This is a genomic window from Pseudomonas wadenswilerensis, assembly GCF_900497695.1.
In the GTDB taxonomy this organism is placed as follows: Bacteria; Pseudomonadota; Gammaproteobacteria; order Pseudomonadales; family Pseudomonadaceae; genus Aquipseudomonas; species Aquipseudomonas wadenswilerensis.
Genome location: NZ_UIDD01000003.1, coordinates 24,291 through 47,568, shown reverse-complemented (window position 1 = coordinate 47,568; position 23,278 = coordinate 24,291). Strand labels below are relative to the sequence as shown.

The window sequence follows — 23,278 nt, the reverse complement described above, 5'->3', positions numbered from 1 at the left end:
CAGACGTTTTCCATCGCTGGAAGACGCCACCGAGACAATACAAATACAAATAACTATCAATAGCTTACGCACGATTCTGTGCTCCCTAGAGCCCTCTACTGAGTCTAGGTCAGCACAACGCGCCGCCTGTACAGCCACCCACCAGCCATTGACTCGAACCTTAGGCGAGTAGCCGGGTTGATGTTTCTGGGAGTTGGCCCTAGTCCTCGGAAATCAAGGTCTTAGGCGGGCCACAGGCGACCTGCAAGCAGCGTTTGACAGCGAGCAGAATCGTCAATTAACAGACGAATGGTGTGTAGTTACATGCCCTAAAAATGCACCTGTCAATTTCTCGTCCAAACCGCTTGGCGATTCATCCGCTGGAATGGCCAGGCACGCTTTCTACTAATAATCGGATCCAACGCCCGCTGCTTGGGACGGGCTGCCGGGGCTCAACCAGTTGTTCACACTGTCTACACTTTCGGCTGGTGGTTTTCCCGCCCAACGGTTGAGGGTAAACACATTGCTGAGGAACTCGTATTGCGTCTTGAGCAGGTCACGCCTGGCGCGGAATTCGTTGCGTACACTGGCCAGAACATCGACGGCATTGACCATTCCATAGGTCAACGCTTTCTCTGCCGCCACCCTGGAAAGTTTTGCCGAGTCCAGGGCCAGACGATTTGCGTCGATTTTCTCGCCGTTCGAATTGGCAGTCAGGTAAGCGCTGGTGATCTCCTTGACCACCCGGCGCCGGATCGCTTCCAGCTCCTGCTCGGCGGCCAACTGATCCTGGTAAAGCCCACGGACTCGCGCCGAAGTCGAGCCGCCGCTGTACAGCGGCACCTGAACGCCGACGCCAGCAACATAGCTGTCAGTTCGCGGCGCCAGGGAGTTGTTGTAGCCCTCGTTGGTTTCTTGTGCACTCAGGTTCAGGCTCACGGTCGGATAGTGCCCACCCTTGCCACTGCGCAACGCTGCACCCGCTGCTTCGACCCCACTTTCGCTGGCCTTGAGGGCCGGGTTTAGCGCTATACCCTCGCGGACCCAGTTTTCCAGACTCTGCGCCGAAACCCGTAGTTGTGCGTCATCGCGAATGCGGTTGAGCTTCTCTTTGACCGGCCGGCCGACGATCTCCGCCAGCGCCTCACGACTGATTCTGGCCTGGTTGCGGGCATCCACTTCCTGCGCCGCAAGTAAATCCACCCGGGCCTTGAGGTCGAGCTGATCCGTCACCAACGCCAGCTGCTTTTCATACAACGCATTGACTCGATCCAGGCTCTTTTGCGTAGTTCGGCGTTCCGCCCGCACCAACTCCAGCTCATCCTCGGCTGCTAACGCCGTGAAGTAACGCCGCGCCAATTCCACAGCGGCCTCGGCCTGGACATCCAGCGCTTGCGACTCCGACTGCCTGGCCAGGCTTTTGAATTTTTGGTAGTTCTCCCACGCGGCTTTGTTATAGAGATACTGACGCAGTACCAGGCTATAGCTTTCGCTATCGTAACTCTGCTGTACCAGGTCGTTTTCCTGGTGAATACGGTTCGATCCGGCATTGAGTGACAATTGCGGCAACAGCGCTCCCATGGCCTCGCGCTGATGTTCCTTGCCCGCCTGCGCTTGCGCAAAAGAGGCCAATACCTGCGGGTCCTCCAGGCGCGCTTCGCGATACAACTGCATGAGATCGGTGGAGAACGTAGAGGCGCTGACCCCGGCTGGCGCTTGTGCAGCGGGTTGCCCCAGGGCAGCCGCCACGGCAAGCATGCACACTCCCCCCAGAAGACCCGACGACATGCCCACGGTCATTCCTCGATCATTGATTGAGACATGACATCGCGGGCCGGCTGCATCAAGTACTGCAACAGCGTGCGTTGCCCGGTGATGATCAACACGTCCGCCGGCATCCCCGGCAACAACTTGCGCTCACCCAAGGTGCGCGCGCCCTTTTCGGTTACCCGGACCCGCGCCAGGTAATAGGCTGCCCCGGTCTTTTCATTGGTAAGCCGGTCAGCCGACACGCTGCTGACCTCACCTTCGATCACCGGGGTTGTCGAACTCTTGAACGCACCGAAACGGATATCGGCGCGCTTGCCGATGGCAATGCGATCAATATCCACTGGCGCCACCTGGGCCTCGATGACCAGTTCGGAAACCGATGGAACGATGTCCAGCAACGGCGTCGCTGGCCGCACTACCCCACCAATGGTGTGCACTGTCATGCCAATCACCATGCCCGCATCGGGCGCACGGATGACGATATGGTTGAGCCGGTCTTCCAGGGCCGAGGTTTTCTCTTGCAGGTCATATATCCGGGTCTGGACCTCAGCCAGTTGCTTGGCAACGTCGGCATTAAAATCCTTGTCGACTTGCAGAATCTGCAACTGCGTTTCGTTGATTTGCAGGCGCGTCCGGTTAATAGCGGAACGGTGATCCGCCACCTCCGACCTGAGCATCCCCAGCTTGCGCTCCTGTTCGAGCAGACGTTGTTTGTCGACGAACCCCTGATGCAGCAGATCGCTCAACTCTTTGATTTCACCACTGTAGGATTTCTCCAGGCCAACCTTGGCAGCAATCATCGACTCCAATCCCTTGATCTGTTGATTCAACTGGCCAATGCGCTCGCGCAGCACCGCTATCTGGCCCAGCCGCGAACCCTGCCGGGCATTGAAAACCTGAGTCTCGCCCTGGCGCGCTTCCTCTCCTCGCAGGCTGGCGAGATCGGCGATCTGCCCAAAGCCAATCACCGGGAGCGTGTCGCGCTCGGCGATAAGCCTTGCCTCCATGGCACTGGCCGCAACCAACTGGCCTCTGGCCATCTCGTACTCGAAGCGTAGCTGGGCATCATCGAGAACGATCAACGGGTCATCACGCTTGACGATGTCCCCGTCATGGGCCAGCACGTCTTTGACAATCCCGCCTTCAAGATGCTGGACCGTTTTGCGATAGGCCTGCACGGTGACCACCCCCGGCGCGTAAGCGGCTCCGTCGAGGGGTGCAATTGCCGCCCAGGTGCCGAACAGGCCAAAAGTAATCCCCACAATGCCAAGGCCCAGGCGGCGGATTTTTCGATCTGCTATGGGCAGGTCGGCGAAGCTTTCAATTTGACGGTTGGGCATCGTAGAGGTCATTGCCATTGCCCTTGCTGGTCTCGACCGGGGCTACGCTGGCACCTGCTGGTGCTGGCATGGCGGGCTTTTGTACCGGCGGTTGCTGCGCGTTGAGTTCGGCCAGCACATGGTCGCGTGGCCCATAGAGACTGATAACCCCGGCTCTCATCACCATGAGCCGGTCAAGTTGCGAGACGATGTTGGTTCGGTGAGTAATTACAAAGAGGGTCGCGCCGGTCTGCTTGAGCTGCTGGATGGCTGCAGCCAGGGCGCGATCGCCGACGTCGTCAAGATTGGAGTTGGGCTCGTCGAGAATAATCAGCCGCGGGTTGCCATACAGGGCGCGAGCCAGCCCGATGCGCTGGCGCTGCCCTCCCGACAGCATGACGCCCTCGCTGCCAATGATGGTGTCGTAGCCATCAGGCAACAGCAAAATCATTTCGTGAACGCCAGCCGTCCTGGCAGCTTGAATGACTTTCGCCGAATCGACCTCGGCGAAACGGGCAATGTTCTCGGCGACGCTGCCTTCGAACAGTTCAATATCCTGAGGCAAATAACCAATATGCGGGCCAAGCTCCTGTTTGTCCCAGGCACTGATGTCCGCGCCATCCAGCCGGACCACGCCCTGCTGGGGCGCCCATACACCCATCAGTGCTCTGGCCAGTGTCGACTTGCCCGAGGCGCTTGGACCGATGATTCCCACCACGCAACCGGCAGGTACGCTGAAACTGATATTTTTGATGATCGGAGTTTTCGAGCCAGGTGCCGCAACAATCAGATTCTCGACCTGCACGTGCCCCTGGGGCGCAGGTAAAGACAGACGCTCGGGTTGCGCTTGTTGTTTGTCGAGGATGTCGTTCAGACGGCTGTACTGCGAGCGCGCGGCAATAAAGCCTTTCCAGCCACCGATGATCAGATCGATTGGGGCCAGTGCACGCCCCAGCAGCACAGCTCCCGCGAACACCATACCTGCGCCCACCTGATGATCCACCGCCAGGTAGGCCCCCAGTCCCAGCACCAGTGATTGCACCAGGAGCCGGAACGACCGGGAAAGCGTGCTGAAAAGCGCGGCTCGATCACTGGCCAGGGACTGCAGCAACAGCACGCTCCTCTGCCGACGCCCCCACCGATCCATCAGGGTTTCAAGCATGCCCATGGACTCGATGACCTCGGCGTTGCGCAGGTTCTTGGTGGTGTAGAGCGTCGCGCCGATATGCTCCTTGTTGGCTTGGGCCAGTACCGGTCCGGTCAGCCTCTCATTGATAAATGCGAGCAGTAGCAACAACACGGCGCTGCCCGTCGCGACCCAACCAAACCAGGGGTGAAACGCGAACATCACCGCGATATAGATCGGCAACCAGGGAGCGTCGAAAAAGGCGAACAGACCGTTGCCGGAAAGAAACTGCCTCAAGCCCGTCAAGTCGTTGAGCGACTGCGCCGAAGCATCCATACCGCCACTTTCCAGAGCCCGCTTGAAACTGGCCTTATAAACCTGACGACTCAACAACACATCCAGCCGGGTACTGACCCGAATCATGATGCGCGAACGAACCCACTCCAGAGAGGCGAGCGTGATCAGCAGCCCAGTCATGATCAGCGTAAGCATGGCCAGGGTCGTCAGGCTTCCGCTAGCCATCACTCGGCCATATACCTGAAGCATATAGAAGGTAGGGACGAGCATTAACGCGTTAATGAAAAAACTAAAAAAACCAACAGAAACAAAGCTGTCTCTACAGGTTTTCAACGCGTGTTTCAGACTGTTTTCAGGTGTGCTTCGCATGGAAACCCCTGCTCGAAACCCCCATCCTGCTTGGAGCTTAGATCATGCCAAGGACCGCGTGTAGCAATTGGCCTGATCGTCTCAGGCAAGTCGCCTGCAGCAGGAAAAACCTGGCCTCAATAAGCACCGAGGGGCGTTAGCAGAATTGAGTCAACAGAAAACTTCCCCCCTGAAATGACAAAGCCCCCGCAATGCGGGGGCTTTCAGAAGAAACTTTACGGGAAAGTCTCTACGGCTGGTCAGAACGGAATATCGTCATCGAAGCTGTCGAAGTCCGGAGCCGGCTGCGGTGCGGCCTGCTGTGGTGCTGGACGCTGCTGTTGCGGCGCGGACTGCTGCGGACGCGGAGCCTGCTGGCGTGGCGCCTGGTTGTAGTTGTTGCCGCCTTGCGGGGCGCCGTCCTGGTTCTGTGGACGACCGCCGAGCAGCTGCATGGTGCCCTGCATGTCGACGACGATTTCAGTGGTGTAACGCTTGATGCCGTCTTTTTCCCACTCGCGGGTCTGCAGCTTGCCTTCGATGTAGACTTGCGAACCTTTGCGCAGGTATTCACCGGCGATCTCGGCAACCTTGCCGAACATCGAAACGCGGTGCCATTCGGTGCGCTCGACCTTCTGGCCGGTCTGCTTGTCGGTCCACTGCTCGCTGGTCGCCAGGCTCAGGTTGGTCACGGCGTTACCGTTGGGCAGGTAGCGGACTTCGGGATCCTGGCCGCAGGTACCGACCAGAATGACTTTGTTAACCCCACGGGCCATAACGTTCTCCTAGGCTTCGCACGCGGAGGAAGCCGGGTTTACCAGGCGTTCCAGGGTCGTGCGATCCAAAATTTGTGTATCAAGTTTGATATAGATGGCGGCTTCATCGGCCACCACCACTGCGTCGGTCACACCCGGGACGGCCATCAGCCGCTCGGTCAGCCCCGCTTCCCGTACCGCCTCGGCCGATAACGGCATGCGCAGGCTGGTCACGTACGGCGGTTCACGCATGCTCAGCGCCACGCCCCACCACAGGGCACACAACGCTGCGCAGCCAAGGAACACCGTGCTCAGGCCACCGTGCTGGAACAACCAGCCACCGAGAATTCCTCCCAGCGCGGCGCCAAGGAACTGGCTGGTGGAATACACCCCCATGGCCGTGCCCTTGCCGCCGGCGGGCGACACCTTGCTTACCAGTGAAGGCAAGGATGCCTCCAGCAGGTTGAAGGCGGTGAAGAATATCACGGTGCCGATCACCAGTTCGTGCAAGTTGTCTGCTGACAGCCAGAAGAATAGCTCGGTAAGCATCAACACACTGACCGCGCCCAGCAGGACACGTTTCATCTTGCGCTTTTTTTCGCCGTAGATGATGAACGGGATCATTGCAAAGAATGAAATCAGCAAGGCAATCAGGTACACCCACCAGTGCTCTTCCTTCGGCAGACCACCACGCTCGACGAAGGCCAGCGGCAACGCGATGAAACTGGCCATCAGAATGGCATGCAGCACAAAGATGCCGACGTCCAGGCGCAGCAGGTCCGGGTGGCGCAGGGTCGGCATCAGCGCCTGCTTGGCGACCCCGGATTCGCGATGCTGCAGGGCGCCGTGGGACGGCGGCACCACAAAGGCAATGATCGCAATACCGACCACGGCCATGGCCGCCGTGGCCAGGAACAGCCCGGACAGACCGAAGGCACGGGTGACCAGCGGGCCGACGACCATGGCCACGGCGAACGACAAGCCGATGCTCATGCCGATCATGGCCATGGCCTTGGTGCGGTGCTGTTCGCGGGTCAGGTCCGAGAGCAAGGCCATGACCGCGGCAGAAATCGCCCCGGCGCCTTGCAGGATGCGTCCGGCGATCACCCCCCAGATCGAGTCGGCCTGGGCCGCCAGCACGCTGCCCAGGGCAAAGATCACCAGCCCCAGATAAATCACCGGGCGGCGGCCGATGCGATCGGAAATCACCCCGAACGGAATCTGCAGGAAGGCCTGGGTCAGACCGTACGCACCAATGGCCAGGCCGATCAATGCCGGAGTGGCACCGGCCAGGTCCATGCCATAGGTCGCCAGTACCGGCAGGACCATGAACATGCCCAGCATACGGAAGGCGAACACCAGGGCCAGGCCGCCTGCGGCGCGGGTCTCGCTGCCACTCATGCGTTCGCTGTGGGGATCGTGCATGGATAAACCTCGTGTGAACCGGCGGCGATTCTACCAGTCCCATCGCTTAACGGCATATACGCGACGCTTTGCCGCGTAATGGCATGGAGCCGTATACTCAACCGTTTATGCCCGCCGAGCGAGGCCGCAGTGGACAAGATCCTGATTCGTGGGGCACGAACCCACAACCTGAAGAACATCGACCTGACCCTGCCCCGGGACAAGTTGATCGTCATTACCGGCCTGTCCGGTTCCGGCAAGTCGTCCCTGGCCTTCGATACCCTGTACGCCGAAGGCCAGCGCCGCTATGTCGAATCGCTGTCGGCCTATGCCCGGCAGTTCCTGTCGATGATGGAAAAACCCGACGTCGACACCATCGAAGGTTTGTCGCCGGCGATTTCCATCGAGCAAAAGTCGACCTCGCACAACCCGCGTTCGACCGTCGGCACCATCACTGAAATCTACGACTACCTGCGTCTGCTTTACGCCCGCGTCGGCACCCCGCGCTGCCCGGACCATGACATCCCGCTGGAAGCACAGACCGTCAGCCAGATGGTCGACCTGGTGCTGGCCCAGCCAGAAGGCAGCAAGCTGATGCTGCTGGCGCCGGTGATTCGCGAGCGCAAGGGTGAACACCTGGCGGTCTTCGAAGAACTGCGCGCCCAGGGCTTTGTCCGTGCGCGGGTCAACGGCAAGCTGTTCGAACTCGATGAACTGCCGAAGCTGGACAAGCAGAAAAAGCACACCATCGAAGTGGTGGTCGACCGTTTCAAGGTTCGCGAAGACCTGCAACAGCGCCTGGCCGAGTCATTCGAAACCGCGCTGAAGCTGGCTGACGGCATCGCCCTGGTCGCCTCGATGGATGACGAGCCGTTCGAGGAGATGATCTTCTCCGCCCGCTTCGCCTGCCCGATCTGCGGCCATGCGATCAGCGAGCTGGAACCCAAGCTGTTCTCCTTCAACAATCCGGCCGGCGCCTGCCCGACCTGCGACGGCCTTGGGGTCAAACAGTTCTTTGACACCAAGCGCCTGGTCAATGGCGAGTTGACCCTGGCCGAAGGCGCGATCCGCGGCTGGGACCGGCGCAACGTCTACTACTTCCAGATGCTCGGCTCGCTGGCCGCGCATTATGACTTCAGCCTCGAAATCCCCTTCGGCGAGCTGCCGGCCGAGCAGCAGAAAGTCATCCTCCACGGCAGCGGCAAGCAGAACGTCGACTTCAAGTACCTCAACGACCGTGGCGATATCGTCAAGCGCTCGCACCCGTTCGAAGGCATCGTGCCGAACCTGGAGCGGCGCTACCGCGAGACCGAATCGGCGACCGTGCGTGAAGAACTGGCCAAGTTCCTCAGCACCCAGCCCTGCCCGGATTGCCGCGGTACCCGCCTGCGTCGCGAGGCGCGGCATGTATGGGTCGGCGAGAAAACCCTGCCGGCGGTCACCTGCCTGCCGATCGGCGAAGCCAGCGGCTATTTCGGTGGCCTGAAACTGACCGGTCGACGTGGCGAAATTGCCGACAAGATTCTCAAGGAAATCTGCGAACGCCTGCAGTTTCTGGTCAACGTCGGCCTCGACTACCTGACCCTCGACCGCAGCGCTGACACTCTCTCGGGCGGCGAAGCCCAGCGTATCCGCCTGGCCAGCCAGATCGGCGCCGGCCTGGTCGGGGTGATGTACATCCTCGACGAACCGTCCATCGGCCTGCACCAGCGCGACAACGACCGTTTGCTCGGCACCCTCAATCACCTGCGCGACATCGGCAACACGGTGATCGTGGTCGAGCACGACGAGGACGCCATTCGCCTGGCCGACTACGTGGTGGACATCGGGCCGGGCGCCGGCGTGCACGGCGGCCAGATCGTCGCCGAAGGGACGCCGGCCGAGGTCATGGCCCATCCGGATTCGCTGACCGGCAAGTACCTGTCGGGCCGGGTCAAGATTGCCGTACCAGCCAAGCGTACTCCGCGTAACAAGAAGCTTTCGCTCAAGCTCAAGGGCGCGCGCGGCAACAACCTGCAGAACGTCGACCTGGACATCCCGATCGGCCTGCTGACTTGTGTGACTGGCGTGTCCGGTTCGGGCAAGTCGACGCTGATCAACAACACCCTGTTCCCGCTCAGTGCCACCGCCCTCAATGGCGCCAGCACCCTGGAAGCGGCGCCGCACGACAGCTGCGATGGCCTGCAGCACCTGGACAAGGTGGTCGACATTGACCAGAGCCCGATCGGCCGCACCCCGCGCTCGAACCCGGCGACCTACACCGGCCTGTTCACGCCGATCCGCGAACTGTTCTCCGGCGTCCCGGAGTCGCGCTCGCGCGGTTACGGCCCGGGGCGCTTCTCGTTCAACGTCAAGGGTGGGCGCTGCGAGGCCTGCCAGGGCGACGGCCTGATCAAGGTTGAGATGCACTTCCTGCCGGACATCTACGTGCCGTGCGATGTGTGCAAGAGCAAGCGCTACAACCGCGAAACCCTGGAGATCAAGTACAAGGGCAAGAACATCCACGAGGTCCTCGAAATGACCATCGAGGAGGCCCGCGAGTTCTTCGACGCGGTGCCGGCGCTGGCGCGCAAGCTGCAGACGCTGATGGATGTAGGTCTGTCCTACATCAAGCTCGGGCAGTCGGCGACCACGCTGTCAGGTGGCGAGGCGCAGCGGGTCAAGCTGTCACGCGAGCTGTCCAAGCGCGATACCGGCAAGACCCTGTACATCCTCGACGAGCCGACCACCGGCCTGCACTTTGCCGATATCCAGCAGTTGCTCGATGTACTGCACCGCCTGCGCGATCACGGCAACACTGTGGTGGTGATCGAGCACAACCTGGACGTGATCAAGACCGCCGACTGGATCGTCGACCTAGGCCCCGAGGGCGGCTCCAAGGGCGGGCAGATCATCGGCTTTGGTACGCCGGAAGACGTGGCCGAGATGAAGCAGTCGTACACCGGCTACTACCTCAAGCCGCTGCTTGAGCGGGATCGCGCCTGATGTAGGAGCGGCGGTGCGACTTGCCCCTCGATTGCGGTTTGTCTATCGCATCGCGGGGCAAGCCCGCTCCCACCAAGAGATCCCCAGATAACAAAAAGCCCCGCACTGGCGGGGCTTTTTTTGATCGGGAAAATTACATCTGCGATTGCAGGTAGTTTTCCAGGCCGATCGACTTGATCAGGCCCTGCTGCTTTTCCAGCCAGTAGGTGTGATCTTCTTCGGTATCGGCCAGCTGCAGGCGCAGGATGTCGCGGCTGATGTAGTCTTTGTGCAGCTCGCACAACTCGATGCCTTTGCACAGCGCAGCGCGCACCTTGTACTCAAGGCGCAGGTCGGCGGCGATCATGTCCGGCACGGTGGTGCCAACGTCCAGGTCGTCAGGACGCATGCGCGGGGTGCCTTCCAGCATGAGGATACGACGCATCAGGGCATCGGCGTGTTGCGCCTCTTCTTCCATTTCGTGGTTGATACGCTCGTAGAGCTTGCTCAAGCCCCAGTCTTCGTACATCCGCGAGTGAATGAAATATTGGTCACGTGCCGCCAGTTCGCCCGTCAGCAACGTGTTGAGATAATCGATTACGTCCGGGTGACCTTGCATCGCCCTGCCTCTCCCTGTGTGAAAGACATAGTTTGAACCAGGATGACCGGAAGGTCACTGAGAATCGGGCATAAAAGTGCAAAAAAGCGGGCAAACGGTAGTGATATTCATTGAAAAACCGCCCAAATGAGGGCGGTTCTTCTTATCACTTCGACTTAGGCGAGATTCAGGCCCAAAGCCTTGGCAATTCCTTCGCCATAGGCCGGATCGGCCTTGAAGAAGTGTTGCAGCTGGCGCTGAACCACGTCTTCAGTCACCCCGGCCATGGCGCCGGCGATGTTGCTGATCAGCAGGGCCTTCTGCTCCGGATTCATCAGGCGGAACAGCGCCCCGGCGTGACTGTAGTAGTCGGTGTCTTCGCGGTGATCGTAACGATCGGCGACACCGTTCAGGGCCAGTGAAGGCTCCGCGTACTGAGGAGCCTGCTTCGGCGCATTGGCGTAGCTGTTCGGCTCGTAGTTCGGTGCCGCACCGCCGTTGCTGCCAAAAGCCATCGAGCCATCACGCTGGTAGCTGTTCACCGGGCTACGTGGGGCGTTGACCGGCAGTTGCTGGTGGTTGGTCCCGACACGGTAGCGATGTGCGTCTGCGTAGGCGAATACGCGGCCCTGAAGCATGCGGTCCGGCGACAGGCCAACCCCCGGCACCATGTTGCTCGGGCCGAACGCCGCTTGTTCGACTTCGGCAAAGTAGTTCAGCGGGTTGCGGTTGAGCTCCAGCTCGCCGATCTCGATCAACGGGTAGTCCTTCTGCGACCAGGTCTTGGTCACGTCGAACGGGTTTTCATCGCGGCTGGCCGCCTCTTCCTCGCTCATCACCTGAATGCACACGGCCCATTTCGGGAAGTCGCCACGCTCGATCGCTTCGAACAGGTCGCGTTGGGCGTAGTCCGGGTCGGTGCCAGCCAGGCGCGCGGCATCGGCGGGGGCCAGGTTCTTGATGCCCTGCCTGGTTTTGAAGTGCCATTTGACCCAGGTACGCTGGCCCTGAGCATTGATCAGGCTATAGGTGTGACTGCCGAAGCCGTGCATGTGACGGTAGCCGTCCGGGATCCCACGGTCTGAGAACAGGATGGTGACCTGGTGCAGCGCCTCGGGCGAATGCGACCAGAAGTCCCACATCATCTGCGCGCTTTTCAGGTTGCTTTGCGGCAGGCGCTTCTGGGTGTGGATAAAGTCGGGGAATTTCAGTGGGTCACGGATGAAGAACACTGGAGTGTTGTTGCCAACGATGTCCCAGTTGCCTTCTTCGGTGTAGAACTTCAGGGCGAAACCACGTGGGTCACGCTCGGTATCGGCCGAACCACGCTCGCCACCGACCGTGGAGAAGCGCAGGAAGGTTTCGGTCTGCTTGCCAACGCTGTTGAACAGCCTGGCGCAGCTGTACTGGGTGATATCGCGGGTGACGGTGAAGGTGCCATAGGCACCCGAGCCTTTGGCGTGTACGCGGCGCTCAGGGATGTTCTCGCGGTTGAAGTGCGCGAGTTTCTCGATCAGGTGGAAGTCATCCAGCAACAACGGGCCACGCGGGCCTGCCGAACGCGAATTCTGGTTGTCGGCCACCGGCGCGCCGCTGGCGGTGGTCAGTATTTTGTTCTGGCTCATGCTCTCTCTCCCTATCGGTCTTGAACGGCCGGCTAATCGGCTCGGGATGAGTATCGACCACAACTATGACAACAACAAATTCATTAACTGATTCATATCAATAGATTATTACAATACATGCAGACACAAAAAACCGGGCACTAGGCCCGGCTTCTTGTTACAGACTGTTCGCCTTACTCAGCAGCTTCAACCGAGCCACCGACAGGACGATCAACCAGCTCGACGTACGCCATAGGTGCGTTATCGCCAGCGCGGAAGCCGCACTTGAGGATACGCAGGTAGCCGCCCTGACGGGTGGCATAGCGCTTGCCCAGATCGTTGAACAGCTTACCGACGATTTCTTTCGAACGAGTACGGTCGAAAGCCAGACGACGGTTAGCAACGCTGTCTTCCTTGGCCAGGGTGATCAGCGGCTCGGCAACGCGGCGCAGTTCCTTGGCTTTTGGCAGAGTAGTTTTGATCAGCTCGTGCTCGAACAGCGACACCGCCATGTTTTGGAACATGGCCTTACGGTGAGAGCTGGTACGGCTCAGGTGACGTCCACTTTTACGATGACGCATGGGTTCATTCCTTACCAAACACTACGTTCGGTGATTACGACGATCAGGCAGTCGCCTTGTCGTCCTTCTTAAGACTTGCAGGCGGCCAGTTGTCGAGGCGCATGCCGAGGGACAGACCGCGGGAGGCCAGAACGTCCTTGATTTCAGTCAAGGATTTCTTGCCCAGGTTCGGAGTCTTCAACAGCTCTACTTCGGTACGCTGAATCAGGTCGCCGATGTAGTAGATGTTTTCCGCCTTAAGGCAGTTAGCCGAACGTACAGTCAGTTCCAGATCGTCAACCGGGCGAAGCAGGATCGGATCGATCTCGTCTTCCTGCTCGACAACCACTGGTTCACTGTCACCTTTGAGGTCGACGAACGCAGCCAACTGCTGTTGCAGGATGGTTGCAGCGCGACGGATAGCCTCTTCAGGATCCAGAGTACCGTTGGTTTCCAGATCAATTACCAGCTTGTCCAGGTTGGTACGCTGCTCGACACGGGCGTTTTCCACCACGTATGCGATACGGCGAACCGGGCTGAACGAAGAGTCGAGCTGCAAGCGACCAATGCTGCGGCTTTCGTCTTCATCGCTCTGACGCGAATCGGCCGGTTCATAACCACGACCACGAGCTACGGTGAGCTTCATGTTCAAGGCGCCGTTGGACGCCAGGTTAGCGATTACGTGATCGGGGTTAACGATCTCGACATCATGATCCAGCTGAATATCGGCAGCGGTAACCACCCCCGAACCCTTCTTCGACAAGGTCAGCGTAACTTCGTCACGACCGTGCAGTTTGATAGCCAGGCCTTTCAGGTTCAACAGGATTTCAATGACATCTTCCTGTACACCTTCGATTGCCGAGTACTCATGGAGTACACCGTCAATCTCGGCCTCGACTACTGCACAGCCAGGCATGGAGGACAACAGGATGCGGCGCAGCGCGTTGCCCAGGGTATGGCCAAAGCCACGCTCGAGAGGCTCGAGCGTGATTTTAGCGCGGGTTGGACTGACGACCTGCACATCGATGTGGCGGGGCGTCAGGAACTCATTTACCGAAATCTGCATGGATGCACCTATTTTCTAGCCCTTACTTGGAGTAGAGCTCGACAATCAGGCTTTCGTTGATGTCGGCGGACAGGTCACTGCGAGCAGGAACGTTCTTGAAAACGCCCGACTTCTTGGCAGCATCCACATCTACCCACTCAACGCGGCCACGCTGGGCGCACAGTTCAAGGGCTTGAACAATGCGCAGCTGGTTCAGCGACTTCTCGCGAACCGCGACCACGTCACCCGGACGAACTTGGTAGGACGGAACGTTTACAGTCTTGCCGTTTACGCTGATCGCTTTGTGCGAAACCAGCTGACGGGATTCGGCACGAGTAGCGCCAAAGCCCATACGATAAACGACGTTATCCAGACGGCACTCGAGCAGTTGCAGCAGGTTCTCACCAGTAGCGCCCTTCTTGGAGGCCGCTTGCTTGTAGTAACCGCTGAATTGACGCTCGAGGACGCCGTAGATACGACGAACTTTTTGTTTCTCACGCAGCTGGGTGCCGTAGTCGGACTGACGACCGCGGCGCTGACCGTGGATACCTGGGGCTGCTTCGATGTTGCACTTCGATTCCAGAGCGCGAACGCCGCTCTTCAGGAACAGATCGGTGCCTTCACGACGAGACAGTTTGCATTTTGGACCAATGTAACGTGCCATTTATCTGTCTCCTGATTACACGCGGCGCTTCTTCGGCGGACGGCACCCGTTATGCGGGATTGGCGTCACGTCGGTGATGCTGGCGATCTTATAGCCACAGCCGTTCAGAGCACGAACAGCGGACTCACGACCTGGACCTGGACCCTTGACGTTGACGTCGAGGTTCTTCAGACCATATTCCAGCGCAGCTTGACCAGCACGTTCAGCAGCTACCTGAGCAGCGAACGGGGTGGACTTGCGGGAACCGCGGAAACCCGAACCGCCGGAGGTAGCCCAGGACAGAGCGTTACCTTGACGATCGGTGATGGTCACGATGGTGTTGTTAAAAGACGCATGGATGTGGGCGATGCCATCAACCACTGTCTTTTTGACTTTTTTACGAGGACGAGCAGCAGGTTTTGCCATTTCTAAATTCCTGTCGATTCGCTGGTGCGATTACTTGCGGATCGGCTTACGCGGGCCCTTACGGGTACGCGCGTTGGTCTTGGTACGCTGACCGCGTACTGGCAGACCCCGACGATGACGCAGGCCGCGGTAGCAACCCAGGTCCATCAACCGCTTGATTTTCATGTTGATGTCACGGCGCAGATCACCTTCGGTGATGTACTTCGCAACTTCAGTACGCAGCGATTCAACCTGCTCGTCGCTCAGATCCTTGATCTTTGCGGCTGGGTTGACCCCAGTGTCTGCACAGATTTTCTGTGCAGTAGTGCGACCAACACCATAGATGTAGGTCAGCGAGATAACAGTGTGCTTGTTATCTGGAATGTTGACGCCTGCAATACGGGCCATTCAGTGGGACTCCAATTGACAGCTACCTACGCCCCGGAAGCCAAGAAATAGGGCGCGAGATAATATCGCTGTAGAAACAAATAATCAACCCAGCAGCGCACTAGCTGCTGGGTTTGAAGCGCAGATCACAATCAGCCTTGGCGCTGCTTGTGACGTGGTTCCGCACTGCAAATTACTCGAACGACACCTTCGCGGCGAATAATTTTGCAGTTACGGCACAGCTTTTTCACCGATGCACGAACTTTCATCACCAACTCCTCGAACCTTAAGGGTCAATCAGCGCAGCAGACCGCTGCCACCGTAGCCTTTCAGGTTGGCTTTCTTCATCAGGGATTCGTACTGGTGCGAAACGAGGTGCGATTGTACTTGGGACATGAAGTCCATCACAACCACTACCACAATCAGCAACGAGGTCCCGCCAAGGTAGAACGGAACGTTTGCCGCGACCACCAGGAACTGGGGAAGCAGACACACGGCCGTCATATAAAGAGCACCGAACATGGTCAAGCGGGTCAGAACGCCATCAATGTAGCGCGCCGACTGCTCGCCCGGACGGATACCCGGAATAAAGGCACCGGACTTCTTCAGGTTTTCCGCTACGTCTTTCGGATTGAACATCAACGCCGTATAGAAGAAGCAGAAGAAAATAATCCCTGCACTAAACAGCAGAATATTCAACGGCTGACCAGGAGCGATCGACTGCGAGATGTCCTGCAACCAGCCCATACCTTCGGACTGACCGAACCAGGCACCCAGCGAAGCCGGGAACAGCAAGATGCTGCTCGCGAAAATGGCAGGAATTACGCCCGCCATGTTCACTTTCAACGGCAAGTGGCTGGTCTGCGCAGCGAAGACCTTGCGGCCCTGCTGACGCTTGGCGTAGTGAACGGCGATACGACGCTGACCACGCTCAATGAACACCACGAAACCGATAATCGCTACTGCCAGCAAACCGATAGCGACCAGGGCGAAAATATTGATATCGCCTGTGCGTGCAGACTCGAAAGACTGCCCGATTGCTCTCGGAAGACCGGCGACGATACCTGCGAAGATCAACATCGAGATACCGTTGCCTACACCGCGCTCGGTGATCTGCTCGCCCAGCCACATCATGAACATCGCGCCGGCCACGAAAGTGGACACCGCAACGAAATGGAAGCCAAAGTCAGCAGAAAACGCCACGCCCTGACCGGCCAGACCAATGGACATGCCAATGGCCTGGACCAGCGCCAGGATAACGGTGCCGTAGCGGGTGTACTGGCTGATCTTGCGACGGCCAGCTTCACCTTCCTTCTTCAACTGCTCCAGCTGCGGGCTAACGGCGGTCATCAGCTGCATGATGATCGATGCCGAAATGTACGGCATGATCCCCAGTGCAAAGATGCTCATCCGTTCCAGCGCGCCGCCGGAAAACATGTTGAACAAGCTAAGAATGGTCCCCTCATTCTGTCGAAACAGTTCCGCCAGCCGGTCCGGGTTGATACCTGGAACTGGGATGTGTGCGCCTATCCGGTAGACGATGATCGCCAGGAACAGAAAACGCAGACGAGCCCAGAGTTCAGACATCCCGCCTTTGCCGAGCGAAGAGAGAGCACCTTGCTTAGCCATTTATTCCTCGAACTTGCCGCCAGCTGCTTCGATAGCCGCACGCGCACCTTTGGTGGCTGCGATACCCTTGATGGTGACCGCGCGAGTAACTTCGCCGGACAGCATGATTTTCACACGCTGTACGCTTTGGTTAATCACGTTGGCATCCTTCAAGGATTGCACGGTGACAACGTCGCCTTCCACTTTGGCCAGCTCGGACAGACGCACTTCTGCGCGGTCCATGGCTTTCAGGGAAACGAAGCCGAATTTCGGCAGACGACGGTGCAGCGGCTGTTGACCGCCTTCAAAGCCTGGAGCAATGGTGCCACCGGAACGGGAGGTTTGACCTTTGTGGCCGCGGCCACCAGTCTTACCCAAACCGCTACCGATACCACGGCCCGGACGATGCTTCTCGCGACGGGAACCCGGCGCTGGACTCAGATCATTGAGTTTCATCGATTAACCCTCGACGCGCAGCATGTAGTAAGCCTTGTTGATCATCCCGCGATTCTCGGGAGTATCCAGGACTTCTACAGTGTGACCGATGCGGCGCAGACCCAGACCCTTAACACACAGTTTGTGGTTAGGGAGACGGCCGGCGGTGCTTTTGATCAGCGTTACTTTAACGGTAGCCATGATCAGCGGATCTCCTCAACGCTCTTGCCGCGCTTGGCAGCAATGGACTCAGGAGATTGCATAGCCTTCAGACCCTTGAAAGTGGCATGAACCACGTTCACTGGGTTGGTCGAGCCATAGCACTTGGCCAGGACGTTCTGAACGCCAGCAACTTCCAGGACGGCACGCATTGCGCCACCGGCGATGATACCGGTACCTTCCGAGGCAGGCTGCATGTACACCTTCGACGCGCCATGGGCGGACTTGGTGGCGTACTGCAGAGTAGTGCCGTTCAGGTCTACCTGAATCATGTTGCGACGAGCAGCTTCCATGGCTTTCTGGATCGCAGCAGGTACTTCGCGCGACTTGCCACGGCCGAAGCCAACACGACCTTTACCATCACCAACCACGGTCAACGCGGTGAAAGTGAAGATACGGCCGCCTTTGACGGTTTTAGCAACGCGGTTAACTTGAACCAGCTTCTCGATGTAGCCTTCGTCGCGCTTTTGATCGTTATTTGCCATAACTTAGAACTCCAGCCCGCCTTCACGAGCAGCATCAGCCAGCGCTTTGACGCGGCCATGGTACTTGAAGCCGGAACGGTCAAAGGCAACTTGAGATACACCGGCGGCTTTCGCGCGCTCAGCTACCAGCTTGCCAACCTTAGTGGCCGCGTCGATGTTGCCGGTGGCACCATCACGCAGTTCTTTGTCCAAGGTCGAGGCACTGGCCAAAACCTTGCTGCCGTCGGCCGAAATGACCTGGGCGTAGATGTGCTGCGAGGAGCGGAACACGCAGAGACGCACGACTTCGAGTTCGTGCATTTTCAGGCGTGCTTTGCGAGCGCGACGCAGTCGAGTAACTTTTTTGTCGGTCATTTGCTAGGCCCTACTTCTTCTTGGCTTCTTTACGACGGACGACTTCGTCCGCGTAACGCACACCCTTGCCTTTGTACGGCTCTGGTGGACGGAAGTCGCGGATTTCAGCGGCCACCTGACCTACCAGCTGCTTGTCGATACCCTTGATCAGGATATCGGTCTGGCTTGGGGTCTCTGCGGTGATACCGGCCGGCAGTTCGTAATCCACTGGATGCGAGAAGCCGAGTGCCAGGTTCAGCACGGTGCCTTTGGCTTGTGCTTTGTAACCAACACCGACCAGCTGGAGCTTGCGCTCGAAGCCTTGGCTTACGCCCTGGACCATGTTGTTCACCAGGGCGCGGGTAGTACCGGCCATAGCGCGAGTTTGTTGATCGCCATTGCGAGCAGCGAAACGCAGCTCACCAGCTTCTTCAACAATTTCAACCGACGAGTGAACGTTCAGTTCGAGAGTGCCCTTGGCACCCTTCACCGAAAGCTGTTGGCCGACGAATTTGACTTCGACACCGGCTGGCAGCTTAACGGGGTTCTTAGCGACGCGAGACATGCTTATCCCCCCTTAGAACACTGTGCAGAGAACTTCGCCGCCGACACCGGCAGCGCGCGCAGCACGATCAGTCATCACACCTTTGTTGGTGGAGACGATAGACACGCCCAGACCGCCACGTACTTTCGGCAGTTCTTCGACGGACTTGTACTGACGCAGGCCTGGACGACTTACGCGCTTGACTTCCTCGATGACCGGACGGCCTTCGAAGTATTTCAGCTCGATGGAAAGCGATGGTTTTACTTCGCTGCTGACTTGGTAGCCAGCGATGTAACCTTCGTCTTTCAGAACTTTGGCTACCGCAACCTTCAGAGTCGACGAAGGCATGCTTACGACGGACTTTTCAGCCATCTGGGCATTACGGATGCGAGTTAGCATGTCCGCTAACGGGTCCTGCATACTCATGGGCTAGACGCTCCTGATACAAGAAAAATTAGCCTCTCGGCTACTACAGTCCCCTGAAATCGCCGGACGTAAAAACCCGGGCTCAGGAGAGCCGGTCATTCTAGACAGTTCCCAGAAACGAAACAAGCCCCAGAAGGGGCTTGTTTCGTTGCAAGGTCGCCGGTGGTCGGAAGATTGCTCCCCCGCCACCTGGACGCTGCCGGTACGTCTTACCAGCTGGCTTTAACCAGACCTGGAACGTCACCGCGCATTGCTGCTTCACGCAGCTTGTTACGGCCGAGGCCGAACTTGCGGTAAACGCCATGTGGACGACCGGTGATGCGGCAACGGTTACGCAGGCGCGCAGCGCTAGCGTCACGTGGTTGCTTCTGCAGAGCTACGACGGCGGCAAAACGCTCTTCTGGAGTTGCTTCCAGGTTCACGATGGTCGCTTTCAGCTCGGCACGCTTCTTGGCGTACTTGGCAACGGTGAGCTGACGCTTCAGCTCACGGTTCTTCATGCTCTTCTTGGCCATTTTCCTACTCCAATCAGTTGCGGAACGGGAATTTGAAAGCACGCATCAGAGCGCGGCCTTCATCATCGTTCTTGGCAGTGGTGGTCAGGGTAATGTCCAGACCGCGCAGAGCATCGATCTTGTCGTAGTCGATTTCCGGGAAGATGATCTGCTCTTTCACGCCCATGCTGTAGTTGCCACGGCCATCGAAGGACTTGGCATTCAGGCCGCGGAAGTCGCGAACCCGAGGCAGGGAGATCGCCAGCAGGCGGTCCAGGAATTCGTACATACGATCACGGCGCAGGGTAACTTTAACGCCGATCGGCCAGCCTTCACGGACTTTGAAGCCCGCGATGGATTTCCGAGCGAAAGTCACAACGGCTTTCTGACCGGTGATCTTCTCCAGGTCAGCAACAGCGTGTTCGATGACTTTTTTGTCGCCGACAGCTTCGCCCAGACCCATGTTCAGGGTGATCTTGGTAACGCGCGGAACTTCCATCACGTTCGCCAGCTTAAGTTCTTCCTTAAGCTTGGGAGCAATCTCGTTCCGGTAAATCTCTTTCAGTCGTGCCATGGTCTTCTACCTAGCAGTGTTCAAGCATCAACCGCTTTTTGGGTCGACTTGAAGACACGAATTTTTTTGCCGTCTTCTACTTTGAAACCAACGCGGTCAGCCTTGTTGGTTTCGCCGTTGAAAATGGCGACGTTGGAAGCGTGCAGTGGCGCTTCTTTCTCGACGATACCGCCCTGTACGCCCGACATCGGGTTAGGCTTGGTATGACGCTTCACCAGGTTGATCCCACCAACGACCAGACGGTCGTCAGCGAGAACCTTGAGCACCTTACCGCGCTTACCTTTGTCTTTGCCGGCGATCACGATGATCTCGTCGTCACGACGAATCTTTTGCATGTCGGATCTCCTTACAGCACTTCTGGGGCGAGCGAGACGATCTTCATGAACTTCTCAGTACGAAGTTCACGGGTCACTGGCCCAAAGATACGGGTGCCGATCGGCTCTTGCTTGTTGTTCAGCAGAACAGCAGCATTGCCATCAAAGCGGATGATGGAGCCGTCAGCACGACGGACACCGTGGCGAGTGCGGACTACAACAGCAGTCATCACTTGGCCTTTCTTCACTTTACCGCGAGGAATTGCTTCCTTGACGGTTACCTTGATGATGTCACCGATGCCGGCGTAACGGCGGTGCGAACCGCCGAGAACCTTGATGCACATGACGCGACGAGCGCCGCTGTTATCGGCCACATCGAGCATGGATTGAGTCTGAATCATAAAATTTCTCCGACCCTTAGCCCTTAGACTTCAACAGCGCGTTCGAGAACTTCAACCAGTGCCCAGGACTTGGTCTTGGCCAGCGGACGGGTCTCGCGGATGGAGACCTTGTCGCCGATATGGCACTGGTTGGTTTCGTCGTGCGCGTGCAGCTTAGTCGAACGCTTAACGTATTTACCGTAGATCGGGTGCTTTACGCGACGCTCGATCAGTACGGTGATGGTTTTGTCCATCTTGTCGCTGACGACACGGCCAGTCAGCGTACGGACGGTTTTTTCAGCTTCAGCCATGATCACTTACCTGCCTGCTGGTTGAGCACAGTTTTCACGCGAGCGATGTCACGCTTAACTTGCGAGAGCAGGTGCGACTGCCCCAACTGGCCAGTTGCTTTCTGCATACGCAGATTGAACTGGTCGCGCAGCAAGCCGAGCAGTTGCTCGTTCAGCTGCTGTGCTGATTTTTCACGAAGTTCATTCGCTTTCATCACATCACCGTCCGCTTAACAAAGGAGGTGGCGAGAGGCAGCTTTGCAGCCGCCAGGGCGAAAGCCTCACGCGCCAACTCTTCAGAAACACCCTCGATCTCGTACAGGACTTTGCCTGGCTGGATCTGGGCAACCCAGTACTCCACGGAACCTTTACCTTTACCCATCCGCACTTCGAGAGGCTTCTTGGAGATCGGCTTGTCCGGGAACACACGGATCCAGATTTTACCGCCACGTTTTACGTGACGGGTCAGAGCACGACGTGCCGACTCAATCTGGCGGGCGGTGAGACGACCGCGAGCAACAGCTTTCAGAGCAAATTCGCCGAAGCTGACTTTGCTACCGCGCAGTGCCAGACCACGGTTGTGGCCAGTCATCTGCTTGCGGAATTTTGTACGCTTTGGTTGCAACATTTGGCGTACCCCTTACTTAGCAGCTTTTTTACGAGGCGCTGGTGCTTGTGGTTTCAGTTCTTCTTGGCGACCACCAATTACTTCGCCTTTGAAAATCCAAACCTTCACACCGATCACACCGTAAGTGGTGTGAGCTTCGTAGGTGGCATAGTCGATATCGGCACGCAGGGTGTGCAGCGGCACACGACCTTCGCGATACCATTCAGTACGTGCGATTTCAGCACCGCCGAGACGACCGCTCACTTGGATCTTGATGCCTTTGGCACCAATGCGCATGGCGTTCTGTACGGCGCGCTTCATGGCGCGACGGAACATCACACGACGCTCCAGCTGCTGAGCTACGCTCTGAGCTACCAGCATACCGTCGAGTTCCGGCTTGCGGATCTCTTCGATGTTGATGTGCACAGGCACACCCATTTGCTTGGTCAGGTCCTGACGCAGTTTCTCAACATCTTCACCTTTCTTCCCGATAACGATACCTGGACGAGCGGTGTGGATGGTGATGCGTGCAGTTTGGGCCGGACGATGGATATCGATACGGCTAACGGACGCGCTTTTTAGTTTGTCTTGGAGGTACTCACGCACATTCAGATCTGCGAGCAAATAGTCCGCATAAGTCCGACCGTCTGCGTACCAGACGGAGGTGTGCTCCTTGACGATTCCCAGGCGAATGCCAGTGGGATGTACTTTCTGACCCATCTGATCGACTCCGTTACTTGTCCGCAACCTTGACAGTGATATGGCAAGACCGCTTGACGATGCGATCAGCGCGGCCTTTGGCACGCGGCATGATGCGCTTCAGCGAACGCCCTTCGTTGACGAAAACGGTGGAGACCTTCAGGTCATCAACGTCTGCGCCTTCGTTATGCTCGGCGTTGGCTACGGCCGACTCGAGGACTTTCTTCATGATTTCAGCGGCTTTTTTGCTGCTGAAAGCCAACAGGTTGAGCGCTTCGCCCACCTTCTTCCCGCGGATCTGGTCGGCGACCAAGCGGGCTTTCTGGGCGGAGATTCGAGCGCCCGACAACTTAGCGGCTACTTCCATTTCCTTACCCCTTAACGCTTGGCTTTCTTGTCAGCCACGTGCCCACGATAAGTGCGGGTACCGGCAAACTCGCCCAGTTTATGGCCGACCATGTCTTCGTTCACGAGAACTGGGACGTGTTGGCGACCGTTGTGTACCGCGATGGTCAGACCGACCATTTGTGGCAGGATCATGGAACGGCGCGACCAGGTCTTAACTGGTTTGCGATCGTTCTTTTCCGCCGCCACTTCGATCTTCTTCAGTAGGTGAAGATCGATAAAAGGACCTTTTTTCAGAGAACGTGGCACTGTCGTATCCCT

31 protein-coding genes are annotated in these 23,278 nt (G+C 58.1%); 1 reads left to right on the top strand and 30 read right to left on the bottom strand.

Annotation, left to right across the window (positions count from 1 at the left end; genetic code table 11):
• Positions 1–384 precede the first annotated feature (384 nt).
• The 5 genes from CCOS864_RS03570 to CCOS864_RS03550 all read right to left on the bottom strand — a co-directional run bounded on the left by CCOS864_RS03570 (position 385) and on the right by CCOS864_RS03550 (position 7,019).
• On the bottom strand, positions 385–1,737 hold the full coding sequence (locus CCOS864_RS03570; protein ID WP_115085076.1) for a TolC family outer membrane protein: 1,353 nt from the start codon (positions 1,735–1,737) through the stop codon (positions 385–387).
• Positions 1,738–1,775: 38 nt separating this feature from the next.
• Positions 1,776–3,089 carry an HlyD family type I secretion periplasmic adaptor subunit gene (locus CCOS864_RS03565; RefSeq protein WP_115085075.1) on the bottom strand — a complete coding sequence of 438 codons (1,314 nt, stop codon included), beginning with the start codon at positions 3,087–3,089 and terminating at the stop codon, positions 1,776–1,778.
• Positions 3,070–4,860, bottom strand: a complete 1,791-nt coding sequence (locus CCOS864_RS03560; RefSeq protein ID WP_115085074.1) for a type I secretion system permease/ATPase — start codon at positions 4,858–4,860, stop codon at positions 3,070–3,072. Before CCOS864_RS03560 ends, CCOS864_RS03565 begins: the two co-directional genes overlap by 20 nt.
• Positions 4,861–5,099: 239 nt before the next feature.
• The gene (locus CCOS864_RS03555; protein WP_115085073.1) at positions 5,100–5,615 is read right to left on the bottom strand and encodes a single-stranded DNA-binding protein; all 516 of its coding nucleotides are present in this window, start codon (positions 5,613–5,615) and stop codon (positions 5,100–5,102) included.
• A gap of 9 nt (positions 5,616–5,624) precedes the next feature.
• The gene (locus CCOS864_RS03550; RefSeq protein WP_115085072.1) at positions 5,625–7,019 is read right to left on the bottom strand and encodes an MFS transporter; all 1,395 of its coding nucleotides are present in this window, start codon (positions 7,017–7,019) and stop codon (positions 5,625–5,627) included.
• A gap of 129 nt (positions 7,020–7,148) precedes the next feature.
• On the opposite strand from CCOS864_RS03550, the gene uvrA reads away from it, so the two are divergent.
• Complete coding sequence (gene uvrA / locus CCOS864_RS03545) at positions 7,149–9,983, top strand: excinuclease ABC subunit UvrA (protein WP_115085071.1); 2,835 nt, start codon at positions 7,149–7,151, stop codon at positions 9,981–9,983.
• A gap of 133 nt (positions 9,984–10,116) precedes the next feature.
• Here uvrA and bfr read toward each other — a convergent pair whose 3' ends face one another.
• From bfr to rpsS, 25 genes are all read right to left on the bottom strand, one after another.
• Entirely contained in the window at positions 10,117–10,581 is a 465-nt protein-coding gene (bfr, locus tag CCOS864_RS03540) for a bacterioferritin (protein WP_045200027.1), read from the bottom strand.
• Positions 10,582–10,736: 155 nt separating this feature from the next.
• Entirely contained in the window at positions 10,737–12,185 is a 1,449-nt protein-coding gene (locus CCOS864_RS03535) for a catalase (RefSeq protein ID WP_115085070.1), read from the bottom strand.
• A 173-nt stretch (positions 12,186–12,358) separates the two neighbouring features.
• The gene (rplQ, locus tag CCOS864_RS03530) at positions 12,359–12,745 is read right to left on the bottom strand and encodes a 50S ribosomal protein L17 (protein ID WP_002555463.1); all 387 of its coding nucleotides are present in this window, start codon (positions 12,743–12,745) and stop codon (positions 12,359–12,361) included.
• A gap of 43 nt (positions 12,746–12,788) precedes the next feature.
• Positions 12,789–13,790, bottom strand: coding sequence for a DNA-directed RNA polymerase subunit alpha (locus CCOS864_RS03525; RefSeq protein ID WP_003186012.1), 1,002 nt, complete (start codon positions 13,788–13,790; stop codon positions 12,789–12,791).
• 22 nt (positions 13,791–13,812) lie between these two features.
• Positions 13,813–14,433, bottom strand: a complete 621-nt coding sequence (gene rpsD / locus CCOS864_RS03520; protein ID WP_010220321.1) for a 30S ribosomal protein S4 — start codon at positions 14,431–14,433, stop codon at positions 13,813–13,815.
• A 15-nt stretch (positions 14,434–14,448) separates the two neighbouring features.
• Positions 14,449–14,838, bottom strand: coding sequence for a 30S ribosomal protein S11 (gene rpsK / locus CCOS864_RS03515; RefSeq protein ID WP_002555466.1), 390 nt, complete (start codon positions 14,836–14,838; stop codon positions 14,449–14,451).
• A gap of 30 nt (positions 14,839–14,868) precedes the next feature.
• Positions 14,869–15,225 carry a 30S ribosomal protein S13 gene (rpsM, locus tag CCOS864_RS03510; protein ID WP_038998488.1) on the bottom strand — a complete coding sequence of 119 codons (357 nt, stop codon included), beginning with the start codon at positions 15,223–15,225 and terminating at the stop codon, positions 14,869–14,871.
• 131 nt (positions 15,226–15,356) lie between these two features.
• The gene (gene rpmJ, locus CCOS864_RS03505; RefSeq protein WP_002555468.1) at positions 15,357–15,473 is read right to left on the bottom strand and encodes a 50S ribosomal protein L36; all 117 of its coding nucleotides are present in this window, start codon (positions 15,471–15,473) and stop codon (positions 15,357–15,359) included.
• A 28-nt stretch (positions 15,474–15,501) separates the two neighbouring features.
• Positions 15,502–16,833, bottom strand: a complete 1,332-nt coding sequence (gene secY / locus CCOS864_RS03500; RefSeq protein WP_010220319.1) for a preprotein translocase subunit SecY — start codon at positions 16,831–16,833, stop codon at positions 15,502–15,504.
• Positions 16,834–17,268, bottom strand: coding sequence for a 50S ribosomal protein L15 (gene rplO, locus CCOS864_RS03495; RefSeq protein WP_115085069.1), 435 nt, complete (start codon positions 17,266–17,268; stop codon positions 16,834–16,836).
• Positions 17,269–17,271: 3 nt separating this feature from the next.
• Entirely contained in the window at positions 17,272–17,448 is a 177-nt protein-coding gene (rpmD, locus tag CCOS864_RS03490; protein ID WP_010220317.1) for a 50S ribosomal protein L30, read from the bottom strand.
• A gap of 2 nt (positions 17,449–17,450) precedes the next feature.
• Positions 17,451–17,951: a 30S ribosomal protein S5 gene (gene rpsE, locus CCOS864_RS03485; RefSeq protein WP_010220316.1), complete on the bottom strand. Its 501-nt coding sequence runs from the start codon at positions 17,949–17,951 to the stop codon at positions 17,451–17,453.
• A 3-nt stretch (positions 17,952–17,954) separates the two neighbouring features.
• Positions 17,955–18,305, bottom strand: coding sequence for a 50S ribosomal protein L18 (gene rplR, locus CCOS864_RS03480; protein ID WP_009397496.1), 351 nt, complete (start codon positions 18,303–18,305; stop codon positions 17,955–17,957).
• 10 nt (positions 18,306–18,315) lie between these two features.
• Positions 18,316–18,849 (bottom strand): 50S ribosomal protein L6, encoded by a 534-nt coding sequence (gene rplF, locus CCOS864_RS03475; protein ID WP_010220314.1) that lies wholly within the window; start codon positions 18,847–18,849, stop codon positions 18,316–18,318.
• A 12-nt stretch (positions 18,850–18,861) separates the two neighbouring features.
• Positions 18,862–19,254: a 30S ribosomal protein S8 gene (gene rpsH / locus CCOS864_RS03470; RefSeq protein WP_010220313.1), complete on the bottom strand. Its 393-nt coding sequence runs from the start codon at positions 19,252–19,254 to the stop codon at positions 18,862–18,864.
• A gap of 209 nt (positions 19,255–19,463) precedes the next feature.
• Positions 19,464–19,769, bottom strand: coding sequence for a 30S ribosomal protein S14 (gene rpsN, locus CCOS864_RS03465; RefSeq protein ID WP_038998487.1), 306 nt, complete (start codon positions 19,767–19,769; stop codon positions 19,464–19,466).
• Positions 19,770–19,782: 13 nt separating this feature from the next.
• On the bottom strand, positions 19,783–20,322 hold the full coding sequence (gene rplE, locus CCOS864_RS03460) for a 50S ribosomal protein L5 (RefSeq protein ID WP_010220311.1): 540 nt from the start codon (positions 20,320–20,322) through the stop codon (positions 19,783–19,785).
• A 20-nt stretch (positions 20,323–20,342) separates the two neighbouring features.
• On the bottom strand, positions 20,343–20,657 hold the full coding sequence (rplX, locus tag CCOS864_RS03455; RefSeq protein ID WP_009397501.1) for a 50S ribosomal protein L24: 315 nt from the start codon (positions 20,655–20,657) through the stop codon (positions 20,343–20,345).
• A gap of 11 nt (positions 20,658–20,668) precedes the next feature.
• Positions 20,669–21,037 (bottom strand): 50S ribosomal protein L14, encoded by a 369-nt coding sequence (gene rplN, locus CCOS864_RS03450; protein WP_002555479.1) that lies wholly within the window; start codon positions 21,035–21,037, stop codon positions 20,669–20,671.
• 23 nt (positions 21,038–21,060) lie between these two features.
• Positions 21,061–21,327 (bottom strand): 30S ribosomal protein S17, encoded by a 267-nt coding sequence (rpsQ, locus tag CCOS864_RS03445; RefSeq protein WP_008374160.1) that lies wholly within the window; start codon positions 21,325–21,327, stop codon positions 21,061–21,063.
• Between the two features lie 2 nt (positions 21,328–21,329).
• The gene (gene rpmC / locus CCOS864_RS03440; protein WP_002555481.1) at positions 21,330–21,521 is read right to left on the bottom strand and encodes a 50S ribosomal protein L29; all 192 of its coding nucleotides are present in this window, start codon (positions 21,519–21,521) and stop codon (positions 21,330–21,332) included.
• Positions 21,521–21,934, bottom strand: coding sequence for a 50S ribosomal protein L16 (gene rplP, locus CCOS864_RS03435; protein WP_003255479.1), 414 nt, complete (start codon positions 21,932–21,934; stop codon positions 21,521–21,523). The genes rpmC and rplP overlap by 1 nt, the downstream gene beginning before the upstream one ends.
• A gap of 12 nt (positions 21,935–21,946) precedes the next feature.
• A complete protein-coding gene (rpsC, locus tag CCOS864_RS03430; RefSeq protein WP_010220308.1) occupies positions 21,947–22,633 on the bottom strand; it encodes a 30S ribosomal protein S3 in 687 nt (228 codons plus the stop codon).
• A 13-nt stretch (positions 22,634–22,646) separates the two neighbouring features.
• Positions 22,647–22,979 (bottom strand): 50S ribosomal protein L22, encoded by a 333-nt coding sequence (rplV, locus tag CCOS864_RS03425; protein WP_003103908.1) that lies wholly within the window; start codon positions 22,977–22,979, stop codon positions 22,647–22,649.
• 11 nt (positions 22,980–22,990) lie between these two features.
• The gene (gene rpsS / locus CCOS864_RS03420; protein ID WP_002555486.1) at positions 22,991–23,266 is read right to left on the bottom strand and encodes a 30S ribosomal protein S19; all 276 of its coding nucleotides are present in this window, start codon (positions 23,264–23,266) and stop codon (positions 22,991–22,993) included.
• Positions 23,267–23,278 lie beyond the last annotated feature (12 nt).

Excerpts from the sequence above, each read along its gene's own strand:
- rpmC (WP_002555481.1), bottom strand. The coding sequence starts at position 21,521 with ATGAAAGCGAATGAACTTCGTGAAAAATCAGCACAGCAGCTGAACGAG.
- rpsE (WP_010220316.1), bottom strand. The coding sequence starts at position 17,951 with ATGGCAAATAACGATCAAAAGCGCGACGAAGGCTACATCGAGAAGCTG.
- rplX (WP_009397501.1), bottom strand. The coding sequence starts at position 20,657 with ATGCAAAAGATTCGTCGTGACGACGAGATCATCGTGATCGCCGGCAAA.
- CCOS864_RS03570 (WP_115085076.1), bottom strand. The coding sequence starts at position 1,737 with ATGCTTGCCGTGGCGGCTGCCCTGGGGCAACCCGCTGCACAAGCGCCA.
- CCOS864_RS03535 (WP_115085070.1), bottom strand. The coding sequence starts at position 12,185 with ATGAGCCAGAACAAAATACTGACCACCGCCAGCGGCGCGCCGGTGGCC.
- secY (WP_010220319.1), bottom strand. The coding sequence starts at position 16,833 with ATGGCTAAGCAAGGTGCTCTCTCTTCGCTCGGCAAAGGCGGGATGTCT.
- bfr (WP_045200027.1), bottom strand. The coding sequence starts at position 10,581 with ATGCAAGGTCACCCGGACGTAATCGATTATCTCAACACGTTGCTGACG.
- CCOS864_RS03555 (WP_115085073.1), bottom strand. The coding sequence starts at position 5,615 with ATGGCCCGTGGGGTTAACAAAGTCATTCTGGTCGGTACCTGCGGCCAG.
- rplQ (WP_002555463.1), bottom strand. The coding sequence starts at position 12,745 with ATGCGTCATCGTAAAAGTGGACGTCACCTGAGCCGTACCAGCTCTCAC.
- rplP (WP_003255479.1), bottom strand. The coding sequence starts at position 21,934 with ATGTTGCAACCAAAGCGTACAAAATTCCGCAAGCAGATGACTGGCCAC.
- rpsC (WP_010220308.1), bottom strand. The coding sequence starts at position 22,633 with ATGGGTCAGAAAGTACATCCCACTGGCATTCGCCTGGGAATCGTCAAG.
- rpmD (WP_010220317.1), bottom strand. The coding sequence starts at position 17,448 with ATGGCTACCGTTAAAGTAACGCTGATCAAAAGCACCGCCGGCCGTCTC.
- rplR (WP_009397496.1), bottom strand. The coding sequence starts at position 18,305 with ATGACCGACAAAAAAGTTACTCGACTGCGTCGCGCTCGCAAAGCACGC.
- CCOS864_RS03525 (WP_003186012.1), bottom strand. The coding sequence starts at position 13,790 with ATGCAGATTTCGGTAAATGAGTTCCTGACGCCCCGCCACATCGATGTG.
- rplO (WP_115085069.1), bottom strand. The coding sequence starts at position 17,268 with ATGAAACTCAATGATCTGAGTCCAGCGCCGGGTTCCCGTCGCGAGAAG.
- rplV (WP_003103908.1), bottom strand. The coding sequence starts at position 22,979 with ATGGAAGTAGCCGCTAAGTTGTCGGGCGCTCGAATCTCCGCCCAGAAA.
- rplE (WP_010220311.1), bottom strand. The coding sequence starts at position 20,322 with ATGGCACGACTGAAAGAGATTTACCGGAACGAGATTGCTCCCAAGCTT.
- rpsM (WP_038998488.1), bottom strand. The coding sequence starts at position 15,225 with ATGGCCCGTATTGCAGGCGTCAACATTCCAGATAACAAGCACACTGTT.
- rpsH (WP_010220313.1), bottom strand. The coding sequence starts at position 19,254 with ATGAGTATGCAGGACCCGTTAGCGGACATGCTAACTCGCATCCGTAAT.
- rpsN (WP_038998487.1), bottom strand. The coding sequence starts at position 19,769 with ATGGCCAAGAAGAGCATGAAGAACCGTGAGCTGAAGCGTCAGCTCACC.
- CCOS864_RS03560 (WP_115085074.1), bottom strand. The coding sequence starts at position 4,860 with ATGCGAAGCACACCTGAAAACAGTCTGAAACACGCGTTGAAAACCTGT.
- rpsD (WP_010220321.1), bottom strand. The coding sequence starts at position 14,433 with ATGGCACGTTACATTGGTCCAAAATGCAAACTGTCTCGTCGTGAAGGC.
- rplF (WP_010220314.1), bottom strand. The coding sequence starts at position 18,849 with ATGTCTCGCGTCGCTAAGAACCCCGTTAAGCTGCCAGCCGGTGTCGAA.
- CCOS864_RS03565 (WP_115085075.1), bottom strand. The coding sequence starts at position 3,089 with ATGCCCAACCGTCAAATTGAAAGCTTCGCCGACCTGCCCATAGCAGAT.
- rpsK (WP_002555466.1), bottom strand. The coding sequence starts at position 14,838 with ATGGCAAAACCTGCTGCTCGTCCTCGTAAAAAAGTCAAAAAGACAGTG.
- rpsQ (WP_008374160.1), bottom strand. The coding sequence starts at position 21,327 with ATGGCTGAAGCTGAAAAAACCGTCCGTACGCTGACTGGCCGTGTCGTC.
- CCOS864_RS03550 (WP_115085072.1), bottom strand. The coding sequence starts at position 7,019 with ATGCACGATCCCCACAGCGAACGCATGAGTGGCAGCGAGACCCGCGCC.
- rplN (WP_002555479.1), bottom strand. The coding sequence starts at position 21,037 with ATGATTCAGACTCAATCCATGCTCGATGTGGCCGATAACAGCGGCGCT.
- rpmJ (WP_002555468.1), bottom strand. The coding sequence starts at position 15,473 with ATGAAAGTTCGTGCATCGGTGAAAAAGCTGTGCCGTAACTGCAAAATT.